The sequence below is a fragment of the Microcoleus harperi Pol14_C6 genome (genome assembly GCF_036701295.1).
GTDB lineage: Bacteria > Cyanobacteriota > Cyanobacteriia > Cyanobacteriales > Microcoleaceae > Microcoleus.
This window is the reverse complement of the sequence record NZ_JAUBQN010000005.1, coordinates 1-14,516: the sequence shown is the minus strand read 5'-3', so window position 1 is coordinate 14,516 and position 14,516 is coordinate 1. Positions and strand designations below refer to the sequence as shown.

General features: G+C 45.9%; 8 protein-coding genes. 2 read left to right on the top strand and 6 right to left on the bottom strand.

Features of this window, described 5'->3' with window-relative positions; genetic code table 11:
• Nucleotides 1-170: 170 nt before the first annotated feature.
• From opcA to fbp, 4 genes are all read right to left on the bottom strand, one after another.
• On the bottom strand, nt 171-1,535 hold the full coding sequence (gene opcA, locus QUA27_RS05660; protein WP_333066891.1) for a glucose-6-phosphate dehydrogenase assembly protein OpcA: 1,365 nt from the start codon (nt 1,533-1,535) through the stop codon (nt 171-173).
• A gap of 170 nt (nt 1,536-1,705) precedes the next feature.
• The gene (zwf, locus tag QUA27_RS05655) at nt 1,706-3,235 is read right to left on the bottom strand and encodes a glucose-6-phosphate dehydrogenase (protein ID WP_333066890.1); all 1,530 of its coding nucleotides are present in this window, start codon (nt 3,233-3,235) and stop codon (nt 1,706-1,708) included.
• Between the two features lie 261 nt (nt 3,236-3,496).
• Entirely contained in the window at nt 3,497-4,651 is a 1,155-nt protein-coding gene (gene tal, locus QUA27_RS05650) for a transaldolase (protein ID WP_333066889.1), read from the bottom strand.
• A 205-nt stretch (nt 4,652-4,856) separates the two neighbouring features.
• Nucleotides 4,857-5,930, bottom strand: a complete 1,074-nt coding sequence (gene fbp, locus QUA27_RS05645) for a class 1 fructose-bisphosphatase (RefSeq protein WP_333066888.1) — start codon at nt 5,928-5,930, stop codon at nt 4,857-4,859.
• A gap of 677 nt (nt 5,931-6,607) precedes the next feature.
• Between fbp and QUA27_RS05640 the strand changes: the two genes are divergently transcribed.
• Both QUA27_RS05640 and QUA27_RS05635 read left to right on the top strand, forming a co-directional pair.
• Nucleotides 6,608-8,887, top strand: a complete 2,280-nt coding sequence (locus QUA27_RS05640; protein ID WP_333066886.1) for an AAA-like domain-containing protein — start codon at nt 6,608-6,610, stop codon at nt 8,885-8,887.
• 36 nt (nt 8,888-8,923) lie between these two features.
• Nucleotides 8,924-12,250, top strand: coding sequence for a WD40 domain-containing protein (locus tag QUA27_RS05635; protein ID WP_333066885.1), 3,327 nt, complete (start codon nt 8,924-8,926; stop codon nt 12,248-12,250).
• 227 nt (nt 12,251-12,477) lie between these two features.
• On the opposite strand, the gene QUA27_RS05630 is transcribed toward QUA27_RS05635, so the two are convergent.
• Both QUA27_RS05630 and QUA27_RS05625 read right to left on the bottom strand, forming a co-directional pair.
• Nucleotides 12,478-13,680 (bottom strand): phytochelatin synthase family protein, encoded by a 1,203-nt coding sequence (locus QUA27_RS05630; protein WP_333066884.1) that lies wholly within the window; start codon nt 13,678-13,680, stop codon nt 12,478-12,480.
• 393 nt (nt 13,681-14,073) lie between these two features.
• A partial coding sequence (locus tag QUA27_RS05625; RefSeq protein ID WP_333066883.1) for a transposase occupies nt 14,074-14,516 on the bottom strand: 443 nt, incomplete at its 5' end.

Below are 14,516 nucleotides of genomic sequence, written 5' to 3'. Positions count from 1 at the left end.
GGGAAGTAATTTAGAGTTTTGAGTTAAATAACAGGATTAATTCAAAACTCCTAACTTAAAATTCATAGCTCCTAAAAAAGTAGGGCAGACATTGCCTGCCCCACTGAATATTAACTCAATCCTTCTTCCTTCTTCCTTCTTCCTTCTTCCTTCTTCCTTCTTCCCTCTTTTTACCGCTTAGCCAACTTCAGCATTTGAGCCGTCACTGCCAAACTTTCTTCGTAAAGCACATCTCGGCCCCAACTCTGCAAGTGTTGGCCCAGCAACTGTTCCGTTACCTGATCGAACAGAGGACTCACCTGGTTAAACCGATCGGTTTGAGCGCCACCCTTCGTTTCCATCCGCATACAGCCACCCACTTCCGAACACAGAACCGTACCGCAGTCAGCCTTCTCGTTCGTAGAACTCAAACGCAGAGCAATCAAATCGCCCGGGACATCGCCCGTATCAGCAGTAGGAATAGCAGCTAACTCGGCTTCGACAACCCGTTCGTCCGGCCCCGCGAATTTAATTCGCTTGATGTAGTAATCGCCCTCTTCTTGTTTGAAAGCAACCGGACGCCACTGAAGCCGGCTCGCCAGCCAACCCAAATACATCAGCGCTTGAGTAGAATTGTCCTGTTCGAAATCGATCGTCACCCGATCGATTTCCCGAATCGCAGCGCGACGTTCCGGGGCGTCAAAAGCCTCAGCAGCCAACTCCTGCCACGCGGCCAGCCGGCGCCAATTCAGATCCGCGATCGGAATTCCCTCCTCGATCAGACTTTGCATCAACAGCAATTCCGCTTCACACTCAGCAAAGCTGCTAGAGTCAACAATCACAGAACTGCTAATTGCCGCCAGCCGCTGGAACAAACCTCGATCGGCATCCGGGTTCGCCTTCCACCACAGCAGCGTCGGCAAATCGGGGATCGTCAACGCCGTCACGATGCCGCTCACCCGTTCCAGCGCCTCTTCCGTACCTCGGAGGGTAATGTACTCGCAGCAGATCAGATTGCCGGTGGTGCGCTTGTGGACAGGACAATAAGCAGCGACTTGAGCCTGCACGCCCGTATCTTCCCCCGCCGTCGGGCACAGAGCAATAATCCGGCAGGGATTGGCAGCCACGATCGCATCAGCCACCCCCGAGCCCCCGGAACCCAAACCACTCGATCCCATCTCCTCGCCATTGGAATTTTTGCGAGCCACTTCTTCCCGCAAAGTCGCCAGCAATTCAGCGTTAGGTTTGCCAGTTCTCGGCAGCCCGTAAGCTTTTTGAGCCGCCCTGATGCTAGATGCCGTCATCGGCCCGGTAATACCGTCCACCGGCCCGTCGTAAAACCCCAGATCCGCTAATAACCGCTGAGTTTCTTCGGGTTCGTAGACTACAAAAGTAAAAGTTGTTGCCCTACTAGCGATCGGAAAATCGCTCTTTGACCCAGATTCTCTGTAACTTTCCCAAATTTGACTCAATTCGGCCTCTATTTGGTCGATCGACACATCTTTAGGATTTTGCAGCGAAACCAGAGGTGGAGCTTTCATCGGTGTCATCGTCATAAATTTTTTCTCCTTTGTTATTAGTCATTAGTTATTAGTCATTAGTCATTAGCCCTTGGTTATTAGTCATTAAGTTATTAGTTAGTAGTTATAAGTTAGTAGCTCTTAGCTAATCACTAATACTAATGCTGACCAATAACTAATGACTAATGACTGCTGACTAATGACTCTTAAAGTCTGCGCCACTTGCGGCCGTCTCTGTTAATTAGCAGTTCTGCTTCCGCCGGTTCCCAAGTACCCGCTTCGTATTTAGGAACCAAATCTTGGTCGCTGGACGATTCCCACTCCATCAGCGCCGGCGTTACCACCCGCCAAGCTTCTTCCACTTCATCAGAACGGGTAAACAAAGTTTGGTCGCCCAGCATACAGTCAATTAACAGTCGATCGTAAGCATCCGAAGATGTCACCCCAAAGGAAGAACCGTAACTGAAATCCATATCCACCGTCCGCGTCCGCAAATCCGGCCCCGGCATTTTCGCCTCAAACCTCAGCGAAATCCCCTCATTGGGATGCACGCGCATAGTCAAAACGTTAGGAGTAGTTTGTTGGGCCGCGGACTGAAAGATTAGCAGCGGAACTTCGCGGAACTGAATAGCAATTTCGCTAACTTTTTTCGGCAACCGTTTGCCGGTTCGCAGGTAAAAAGGCACTCCCTGCCAGCGCCAGTTGTCAATCATAAACTTCATCGCCACAAAAGTCGGCGTTGTCGAGTTGGGAGCAACCCCCGGTTCTTCGTGATACCCCGGGACGGGTTTGCCCTTCATCCAACCTGCGGAATATTGACCCCGAATCGCTGAGAAGTCCAAGTTATTCAAATCTGCCAAGCGAGTTGCTTGCAGAACTTTCATCTTTTCGGTGCGGATGCTGTCAGCGTCCAAGGAATTCGGCGGTTCCATCGCCGTCAGACAGAAAATCTGCATCAAGTGGTTTTGCAGCATATCCCGCAACGCCCCAGATGATTCGTAGTAACCGGCCCGGTCTTCTACGCCTACTGTTTCTGCAACTGTAATTTGTACGTGATCGACAAATTGCCGATTCCACAGCGGTTCAAAAATCGCGTTGGCAAATCGGAATACCATTAAATTCTGAACAGTTTCTTTACCCAAATAGTGGTCGATCCGGTAAACTTGCTGTTCTTGGCAAACCTGCTGCACGACTCGGTTGAGAGCTTTTGCCGAACTCAAGTCGCGGCCGAAGGGTTTTTCAATTACCAAGCGGTGTTTTGCTGGGTCAACCAACATTTGAGCCGCGCCCAGTTGCCTAATTGCTTCTGGAAAAAAGTTCGGGGAAACTGAGAGATAAAATATGTGATTGCCGCGAGTTCTCCTTTCTTCGTCGAGTTCCGCTAAGAAAGCTTTGAGTTTTTGATAGCTTTCCGGGTTGTCAATGTCGCCCGGACAGTAGTACAAACCTTGAGCGAAATCTTGCCAAAATTCTTCACTGCCAATGCCGCCGCCAAATTCTTCAATGCCCTCGCGCATTTGCTCTCGGAAGTAATCGTGACTCCAAGGGCGGCGGGCTACTCCCACGACGGTAGTTTCCGGTGGCAAGCGCCGATCGCGCTTCATCTGATAAATTGCAGGTACCAGTTTGCGCTGGGTGAGATCCCCAGAAGCTCCGAAAATTACCAGAATTTGTGGTTCCGGCACCCGTTCTTTTCGCAAACCGACCCGCAGTGGATTTTCAAGTAGCGTTACCATTATTTATTTTCCTTGTTCTAGTGGTGTTAACCCTGCCAAGACACCATGATAGTTTGCGGTCATTTCTGCTAGTTGCTGGGTGAGATAGTTAATCGATTCTTAATACTGCTAGAGGAGGCAGATGATTTTGCTCTCTAGGAACTCTGACACCCATTAATCTCAAAATTCCCAGAGAGGATTTAAAACTCAGCCTTTAAGAACTCAAATAATTATCTATTCCAATTCCTAAATGCTTCTGCCTTTCAGGATACAGATATCTGCCTAAGCGACGGGTGACAACTTCTGGACTTTCTCTTGCAAGGAATCCATCAGGGATTGGAACGGATTGACGAATTTCTCAATCCCGTCGAGGAGCAAGTCTGCCATCACTTTGTCCAAGTTGATGTCGATGTCGGGATCTTTGAGACTTTCGATCAGGGTGTACGCTTCTGCAACGTTGTTCTCAATCCGGGGTGCGACATCACAGTGGTCGAAACAAGCTTCCACGGTGTTCGGCGGCAAAGTGTTAACCGTGTCGGGGCCGATTAGTTCATCGACGTACATGACATCGCTGTAGTTGGGGTTTTTGGTGCTGGTGGAAGCCCACAGCAAGCGCTGCACTTTCGCTCCTTTGGCTGCTAAAGCTTGCCAGCGATCGCTCGCTACGATCTCTTTATACTTCTGGTAAGCTATCTTCGCATTGGCGATCGCCACTTTCCCCTTCACCGCTTCCAGTCTGGCTTTTGTGGAAATATCTGTGACATTTTTGAGTTTCTCGTCAATCTTGCCATCGACATTGATGTCGATCCGGCTCAAGAAGAAACTGGCAACAGAAGCAATATTGCTCACATCCAAACCTTTAGCCGCCCGCGCTTCCAAACCGCGAATGTAAGCCCAGAAGGTTTCGACGTAGCTGTCAACTGAGAACAGCAAAGTCACGTTAACGTTAATGCCTTCGCTGATGACTCGCTCGACTGCGGGCAAACCTTCAGCGGTTCCCGGAATCTTAATCATCACGTTTTCTTTGCCGAGGGCTTGGTAATAGCGCAGGGCTTCGCTAATCGTGCTTTCTGTGTCGTTGGCGATCGTCGGTGGCACTTCGATACTGATGTAACCGTCCAAACCCTTCGACTCTGCGTAAACTGGGGCGAAGATGTCGCAAGCGTTGCGGATATCTTCAAATACCAGAGATTCGTAAATCTCCATCACAGATTTACCAGCCCGGATGCCGGCTTCGATATCTGCGTCGTAAATCACATTACCCGCGATCGCTTTCTCAAAAATAGCCGGATTGGATGTAATCCCGCGCAATCCCCTACTTTCAATCATCTGTTTGAGTTCACCGGACTCGATCAGATCGCGAGTCAAATTGTCCATCCAGATACTTTGGCCAATTTCTTTGATTTCTAACAGGTGATTCGTTGACGTTGCTGTCATTACTGTAACTCCTACAATTTGATAGCTGTTAATTGGGACTTGGAAATTGGGAATTGAAAATTGAAAATTGAAAATTGGCAATGGGAAATTGGTAATTGGGAGTCGAAAGTTATAAGTTAAAACCCTCTTCCTTCTTCCCTCTTCCTGACATCCGTTACCTCCGTTACATCCCGTACATTGCTCGTTGCCGAACTTCCCTCTGCCTTCACTCTTGGGCTGTTCTAGGATTGCGCGATCGATCTTGAATAAAAGACTCGACCATCGCTACATTCTCTTTACTGCCGATAATCAAGGGCGATCGCTCGTGCAGTTGGGTTGGCACAACGTCTAAGATGTCTTGAACTCCCGTACTGGCCCGCCCGCCGGCTTGCTCCATCAAAAACGCCAAGGGAGCCGATTCGTAGAGCAAACGCAATTTGCCTTCCGGTTTTTTCACCGTTCCGGGGTACAAAAACACGCCTCCCTGGAACAAAATCCGGTGGAAATCTCCCACTAAAGCCCCACCGTACCGGGCGGTGTAGCCTTCGCTGCGGTGTACGTAGCGAATGTAGTCTCTCAAAGATTCCTCCCACTGCCAGAAGTTGCCTTCATTAACGCTGTAAATCGGGCCGCGATCGGGAACCTTAATGTTTTCGTTAGCTAGAATAAACTCGCCCAAACTGGGGTCGAGGGTAAAGGAATGAACACCCTGACCGATCGAATAAACCAGCATGGTACTCGGGCCGTAGAGTACATAACCAGCGGCAATTTGTTTGTGTCCGTGTTGCAGCAAGTCGGAAGCCGAACCGTCTGCATCGTCCCCCTCTTGCTTGCGGATGCTGAATATAGAGCCTACATTGAGATTGGTGTCAAGATTGGAAGAACCGTCTATGGGGTCGTAGAGCAGACTGTAACGCCCGATCGGACAATTTTCGGGAATGTAGTAGGGTTTCTCCATTTCCTCGGAAGCTAAGCGGCATACCAATCCGCTTTGCTGGAATACCGAGATAAACACTTCGTTGGCATAGACATCCATCTTTTTGACGGATTCTCCCTGCACGTTCACAGCCCCTGTAAACCCCAAGGCATCTGCCATTAACCCGGCTCTGCTGAGCCGCCGCGCGATCAGCTTGGCAGCTAGTCCGATGCGATTCATCAGAGCGCTGAGATCCTGAGCATCTGCTGAAAAGCTGTGGAGTTGCTGGAGTACGTGACGGGATAGAGTCGTGCAATCGCGGTCTAAGGCTTGCACCTGATCGATCGGGCCCAATCGGGCTTCCCCTGTCGGCGCTTGTACCATGATATTGATAACCTCCCTGTCTTGCGGCTCTGAGTTTGGGTTCGATGGAGTGCTTGACACTTGCTCCTGAATCGGCTATTGGACCGATCGTCCCCTAACTTCTATCTTAGGGAGGGTTTTGCGAAAGGGCGTCGAACTTTAGGTGAATTTTAGATCCCCACACAAAATTGAGGCTTCGATCGACTGTTGAGCCGGGAATTGTATCCAAAATCACTAAATTATTTTCCCCACCCCTCTAGACGTAGAGGAAGAGCAGAAGGAAGAAGCAAGAGGTAACAACTTATTATAGCAATTTAATTTGAAGATGTACTGGGAGCAAGGCTTGGTAGACTAGCCGAAGAAATGGGAGGATATTTAACAGGAAAAAGTGCCTCAAGAGTTTTTATTGTAGCTTCAACTAATGTTTAATTTGTAGCTAAAACACCAAGTTTTAGAGGTTTTATTGAAGGTGTTAAAAAAAAATCCATCAAGTAAATACCTAGCTCAAATGATTGGTTGAAAGTAGCGATCGCCTTTTTGATTGGTTATGCTTGAGTGAGGGCGATCGTTTCTGCCAGTTTACTGCTCAACAAAAATAAAGATGTTTGTGGTTAAATACCCTAAAGGCAAGAAATATCTCGCCCTGACTGAGGTAGTGTCGTTAAGCTCCTGTATCTCCTCTCCTAAAGGTTCCATTAATGAGTATTTCTCCTATACATAAAAAAACTATCCTGTTTTTGGCAGCCAACCCCAAAAATACCACCCCTGTGGACTTACAGAAAGAGGCGAAGGAAATTGCAGAGGGGTTGCAACGCTCTAAAAAGGGCGACAAGTTTGAACTAGAGCAACAGTGGGCGGTGACACCCAGAGAAATGCAGCGAGCCATATTAGATTATAAACCAGAGATTGTGCATTTCTCTGGGCATGGTGCAGGAGAAGGCGGTTTAGCCTTGGAAGATGAGGCGGGACAAATTAAGCTGGTCAATACCAAAGCTTTGGCAGCTTTATTTGAGGCGTTTAATGAGTACGTGGAGTGCGTAATACTCAACGCTTGCTATTCAGAAGTGCAAGCGGCTGCGATCGCACGTCACATTCCCTATGTGATCGGCATGAAGCAAGCGGTGGGAGATAGCGCCGCACGAGAATTTGCTGTAGGTTTTTACGATACGTTGGCGGCGGGGGAGTCGATCGAATTTGCCTATAAATTGGGTTGCGTTAGCATCAGCATGGCTGGTATTCCAGAAGAGCTGACTCCGGTATTAAAGAAAAAGTCGGATTTTTCTGAGTTGGATGCAGCAGGGCGATCGGGCGATGCTTCTGTTAGCGATATCGTTGAGGAGTCGTCGCCTGTGGTGGAAAATCCGCGATCTAGCGCCGTATCTCCCGTTTCGAGTTCCAACTTAGACAACCCAGAAGGTTCTGTTAGTTTAGATTCACCCCTATATATCGATCGGCATCCCATTGAATCTGACTGCTACCAAACTATTGTTAAGGCCGGAGCTTTAATCCGAATCAAAGCCCCCCGACAAATGGGAAAAACTTCCTTATTGCAGCGAATTTTATACAACGCCAAGGAACAGGGTTATCAAACGGCTTATTTAAACTTTCAATGGGCTGATGGCAGTTTTCTCACCAATCTTGATGAGCTGTTGCAGTGGTTTTGTGGTGAGATTACCAATGAATTAAATTTAGAAGATAGGTTAGGAGAATATTGGAAAGGCGTTCTCGGCAGTAAAAATAAAAGCACGAAGTATTTCCAACGCTATCTACTATCTAACAGCGATCGGCCTGTTGTTTTAGGGTTAGATGAAGTCGATCGCATTTTTGAGCATTCCGAAATAGCCACTGACTTCTTTGGATTATTACGAGCTTGGCACGAACGGGGAAAAAATGAGGAAATTTGGAAAAAGCTGAGGTTGGTCATTTCTCACTCTCAAGAAGTTTATATTCCTCTCAATATTAATCAGTCGCCATTTAACGTGGGATTGCCCATAGAATTACCTGAACTCAATCACAAACAGGTAACAGATTTAGTGAATCGACACCAATTAAATTGGTCAAATCAAGAGATTTGTGACCTGATGGAAATGGTGGGCGGTCATCCTTATTTAGTTCGAGTTGCTCTCTACCAAATTGCCAGAGGGAGAATTAGCTTAGATAGCTTGCTAAAAGTCGCTCCTACTGAAGAAGGCCCTTACTACGATCATTTACGACGGCATTTAGTTAACTTGGAACAAGATGCAGAACTAGCAGCAACAATTAGACAAGTCATTAACAGCGAACAACCTGTAGAAATTAATACCGGAGAGGCTTTTAAATTGCGAAGCATGGGGTTGATCAAATTTCAGGGAAATGCTGTCATGCCATTGTGTGGTTTGTATCGTCAATATTTTAGCCATCGCCTAGCCTTTCCCCAACCAAATATGACTGCTGTGCAACAATCTAATAACCCATTAAGCTTGAGCGTAGAGAGTAATTTAGCAGCTATTATTTTTTCCGATGTAGTTAATTCCACCGCTTTATCAGTGGCCAACCAAAAGCTGACACTAGAATTAGTGAATCGAGATTTCAACATCATCCGAGACATCTGCGCTAAACATCAAGGCAAAGTCCTTAAAGAAATGGGCGATGGTTTATTAATTTTCTTTCCAGAAAGTGCCGTAAAAGCAGTAGCCTGTGCGCTAGAAATACAGCGAAGTCTCGCCGAAGCTGCTACAACCTTACCTGCGAGTCATGTCCTGCAACACCGGATTGGTATTCACTTGGGGGAAATCTTCTTTCTTAATAATGATATCAGGGGGGCTGGTGTAAATTTAGCGGCTCGTTTAGAAGGGAAAGCAGAGCCAGGAGGAATCTGTATTTCTGAAACAGTTTATCAAGTCGTTAAAACCCACTCTCCTTTAAATGTGATTGACTTAGGTATGCAACAGTTAAAGGGAATTACTGAACCTGTACGGCTGTACAAATTGATTCCTTGATTCTCGGATTTTCCACCTATAAATTAATAATGACTTATGAAGGATTATCAATATCAAGTTGGGGGTAGCCTGCCTGCAAACGCCCCAACTTATGTCACTAGAAAGGCGGATGAAGAACTTTATCAAGCTTTAAAAGCTGGAGAATTTTGCTATGTTCTTAATTCCCGACAAATGGGAAAATCATCCCTGCGAGTGCGGACAATGCAGCGGTTACAAGCAGAGGGAATTGCCTGTAGTAGCATTGATATCACAGAAATTGGCACCTCAGACATTACGCCAGAAGAGTGGTATGCAGGCGTGATTGATAGCATCGTCAGCCGATTAGATTTGTATGACGTTTTTGATTTAGATGAATGGTGGGAGCAGAACAGCTTACTATCGAATGTTAAACGATTCAGTAAATTTTTTGAAGAAGTATTACTCAAAATAATTTCAGAAAATATAGTAATTTTTGTCGATGAATCGGATAGTTTACTCAGCTTAAATTTTAAAATAGAAGATTTTTTTGCTGTGATTCGTGATTGCTATAATAATCGAGCTGATAAACCCGACTATCGTCGATTAACATTTACGATGTTAGGGGTAGCTACTCCCTCAGATTTAATTCAAGACAAGCGACGCACTCCGTTTAATATTGGTCGAGGAATAGAGTTAACGGGGTTTCAATTAGCAGAAGCCCAACCTTTGGCAGTGGGGTTAGAAACTCAAGCCGAAAATTCTCAATCTGTGTTAGAAGCAGTATTATATTGGACGGGCGGACAGCCATTTTTAACACAAAAGCTTTGTAAACTAATGCTCGGTAGTGCAAATTATACACCCATTCCAAATCCCGCTGAGTGGGTAGAAAGTTTAGTCCAAGAAAAGGTGATTGATAATTGGGAAGCACAGGATGAACCAGAACATTTAAAAACGATTAGAGGACGCATTTTACGCAGCGAACAGCGTGCCAGTCGGTTATTGGGACTCTATCAGCAAATTTTGCAGCACAATGAAATAGCGACTGATGATACTCCCGAACAAATGGAACTGCGATTAACAGGGTTGGTGGTTAAGCAGTCTGGCAAACTTAAAGTTTATAACCCAATTTATCAATCGGTTTTTAACCTGGATTGGGTGGAAAAACAATTAGCGGAACTCCGCCCTTACAGCGAAAGTTTTAAAGCTTGGATAGAGTCTGATTGCCAAGATGAATCGCGACTGTTGCGGGGTCAAGCCTTGCACGATGCTCAAAGTTGGGCAGCAGATAAAAGTTTGAGCGATTTGGATTATCAGTTTTTAAATGCCAGTCGGGAAGTCCAACAACGGGAAGTTGAACGAGAGTTAGAAGCACAAAAACAAGCGAATAAAATTTTGACTCAAGCCAATCAGACGCTAATTAAAGCAGAGCAATTAGCCACGTATAAAGTCACTCAAGCCCAGAATTTAGCAAATGTAATCCAGGAAACTGCTTTTTCTAATGAATCATTTCGTTCAGGACAGACATTCCAAGCACTGTTGGAAGCATTAAAGGCAGGGCAAGCATTCAAACAGCTAGATTCTTCATCCGAGACGACAAAACATATTAGAGGACGAGTGATAGCTGTGCTGCAACAAGCAGTGTCCGCAGTAAAAGAGCGCAATCATTTGGAAGGGCATAGCAATTCTGTTAATAGCGTCGCCTTGAGTCCAGATGGCAAGACATTGGCTTCTGCAAGCAGTGACAACACCATCAAACTGTGGCACCTAGAAAGCCAAAAACCCATCGCTACCCTCACCGGGCATAGCAATTCGGTCTGGAGTATCGCCTTTAGTCCAGATGGCAAGACATTGGCTTCTGCAAGCAGTGACAACACCATCAAAGTGTGGCACCTGGAAAACCAAAAACCCCTCGCTACCCTCGCCGGGCATAGCAATTCTGTTAATAGCGTCGCCTTTAGTCCAGATGGCAAGACATTGGCTTCTGCAAGCAGCGATAAGACGATTAAACTGTGGCACCTAGAAAGCCAAAAACCCATCGCTACCCATACCGGGCATAGCAATCCGGTGTGGAGCGTCGCCTTTAGTCTAGATGGCAAGACATTGGCTTCTGCAAGCCGTGACAACACCATCAAACTGTGGCACCTGCAAAGCCAAAAATCCATCGCTATCCTCACCGGGCATAGCAATGAGGTCTTGAGCGTCGCCTTTAGTCCAGATGGCAAGACATTGGCTTCTGCAAGCAGTGACAACACCATCAAACTGTGGAACCTGCAAAGTCAAAAACCCATCGCTACCCTCACCGGGCATATCAATGAGGTAAATAGCGTCGCCTTTAGTCGAGATGGCAAGACATTGGCTTCTGCAAGCCGTGACAACACCATCAAACTGTGGCACCTGGAAAGCCAAAAACCCACGGCTACCCTCACCGGGCATAGCAATCCGGTCTATAGCGTCGCCTTTAGTCGAGATGGCAAGACATTGGCTTCTGCAAGCAGTGACAAAACCATCAAACTGTGGCACCTGCAAACCCAAACACCCCTCGCTACCCTCACCGGGCATAGCAATTCGGTCTATAGCGTCGCTTTGAGTCCAGATGGCAAGACATTGGCTTCTGCAAGCTTTGACAAGACGATCAAATTGTGGAATCTGGAAAGCCAAAAACCCATCGCTACCCTCACCGGGCATAGCAATCCGGTCTATAGCGTAGCCTTTAGTCCAGATGGCAAGACATTGGCTTCTACAAGTGACGACAAGACGATCAAACTGTGGAATCTGGAAAGCCAAAAACCCATCGCTACCCTCACCGGGCATAGCAATCCGGTCTATAGCATCGCCTTTAGTCCAGATGGCTTGAATATGGCTTCTGCAAGCAGCGATAAGACGATCAAACTGTGGAATCTGGAAAGCCAAAAACCCATCGCTACCCTCACCGGGCATAGCAATGAGGTCTTGAGCGTCGCCTTTAGTCCAGATGGCAAGACATTGGCTTCTGCAAGCAGTGACAACACCATCAAACTGTGGAATCTGGAAAGCCAAAAACCCGTCGCCACCCTCACCGGGCATAGCAATTCGGTCTATAGCGTCGCCTTTAGTCCAGATGGCAAGACATTGGCTTCTGCAAGCAGTGACAACACCATCAAACTGTGGCACCTGCAAAGCCAAAAACCCCTCGCTACCCTCACCGGGCATCAAGGTTTGGTCTGGAGCGTCGCCTTTAGTCCCGATGGCAAAACTTTGGCTTCTGCAAGCAGTGACAACACCATCAAACTGTGGGTTTGGGATTTCGATAAACTAATGGCATTAGGTTGCAATTGGATCGACGATTATCTCAGAACAAACCCGAAAGTGACAGAAGAGGATAAACAGATGTGTGCTGATTACCTCAGTCAACAGTCAATCAAATAGAATTTAGGCAAAAACCTGTAGCCAACCAGATGTTCGCCCTACATTTTTTTCCCACTACTTCCACTTTTTCCGTTGTCCACTCGTCACTCGCATCAGTTACAAGCCTAATATTTCGCTGTGACGAATCTTCATCCACAACCGCCACCAGCATCAGATTATTAAATCTTGCTTTTAATTTTAACTTTTGTCGTTAGGCGAGGTTTGGGGAGTTCAAAAGGCGGTAGGTGCTAACTCTGAGGGATATTGCACTGATCTCCCTTGGAATATAAAGTGTAAAACTCCTGGAGTGCTGACATTTGTTCTCTCAATCTAGATATCTCTATATCCCAGGGAGGGAGTAGTTTCTCAAAGTGGCGAACCTCACTAAACCACAGTCTTAACTCGGGTTTGAGGGTTGCATAGAGCGTTTCTGGACACGAGAGTAATATTGCTGTTATTATCTCTGCTACGAATGGCTGGTGCGGCCACTTGCGTACAACAGACATTGCATCCGAGTCATCGCTTGACAAGCATTGGTGAACAATATCAAACAGTGAATTTAACTGAATAGCTGCCCGTAATTTCTCAAGTATCTCTGCCGTCTCTGAGGAGGTATGCACCATAGTTGTGAACTCAACAGGCCAATGGTGCAGGATGGTACTGACAAATGAAGCAATTGAATCAGGTTGCTCTTTTCTTAGAATGTCTGGGAGTATTTCTGTAAAGTAAGGAGCAACACTACGCCACTGATGTAAATCACAAGCAACATGAAAGAAGGTTTCTGGCAACCTTTCACTCTTCTGCAATAAAATATAACCTCGACATTGATTAGTGACGGGATCGACAGGTTCAAATGCTTGCCATAACAAAGGCAGAGAAACCCAGTGAGGTGGATATTTGAAACGGGCAACATCCAGCAGAAGAACTAGATCCCGCTGTGGATGATAGCCACCAATTGGTGAGAAGTGACCATCACCCGTTTGTCCCAATACCTTTCGGCTGTAGGAAACAACTAGATGAATATCACCTGACGCCGCAGTCACATCCTCAACTGCTTGCCGAAATTTTTCCAAGCTGCTTTGGTGGTAGCGGTTAGGTTTTACAACAGCACCGTTGCAACGTGCGATACAGACAAACTCATCAAAAGTGATACCGTTTTCTTTAATGACTGAAAGAGGTAAGCAACAGTCTAAAAATTCTTCTCCATACCATCTCCACACCCCTTTCCAAATGCGACCAGGATCGATGGATAAGGCATTAAGAACAACAACTAAACTACCCAATCCACAAAAAGCGGGTTCTGCTTGAGTATGAAACTGTTCCGCTAGAGCAAAATACCCTTCCATACCTCCCAATGCCAACGCTTCTCGAAATATTTGCTTTCCCTCTATGGAGGAAAAGGCAATAGCTGAATCGGGGAGTGAACGACGATAAAACCCTTGAGCAGACATTGAGTGTTTTAACCCTTATTGCTTATGGTGCTAATAAATATTATGCAAAATCGTCACATTGATAATGATGAATGCACTTATTTACTATTTTTTCAATTTTAGCAATAAAACGCTGCGAAGATTTGACTTTCTGGGTGCAAATTTAAAAAACGTGACCATTTGCGAGGGACGGCTAGACATCAAGCTGATGAAAGAAGTCTGAAATTTGCCATAGATTGAGCATTATGCAGCTCGGATCAATCAAGCTTTTCTGAATATTCTCACTCACGCGATCGATATTTTAGAAGAGTCAGGTCAACAGTTGTAAGAGTTGCAATCAATCAAAGTTAAGCCAGTGATTTGGATTGCCACTGAGGTGGTCGACGATCAGGGGATTTATAGCGTTTACTATAGTCATGAGGTACAGTAACAACAATGAGCAAACCAGTTATGAATATCTTTTTTAGTAACTTGTAGCATAGCATCTGTAATTGCATCAATTAAGTCTAAATAATTTCTGGCTTTAAATTTTTTTAACAGAGATTTCACTTTTGACCAAAAATTTTCTATCGGGGAAAACTCGGGAGAGTAAGGAGACAAATAAATTAACTTTGCTCCTGCCTCTTCGATAAATTCTTTCACCATTTCTCCGCAATGAATTTTAGCATTATCCATAACTACACAAGCACCTTTCCAAAGTTTTGGGACTAATTCTCTCAGGATGAATGCTTCAAATGTTATTCCATTTACTGCACCATAAATATTCCTTGATGCCACCAGTTTTGTACTCGATAAAGCAGATATCAAAGAAATATTGGTTCCCCTTTTTAGTGGTTTTTCTCCTCTCGCTCTTTTAC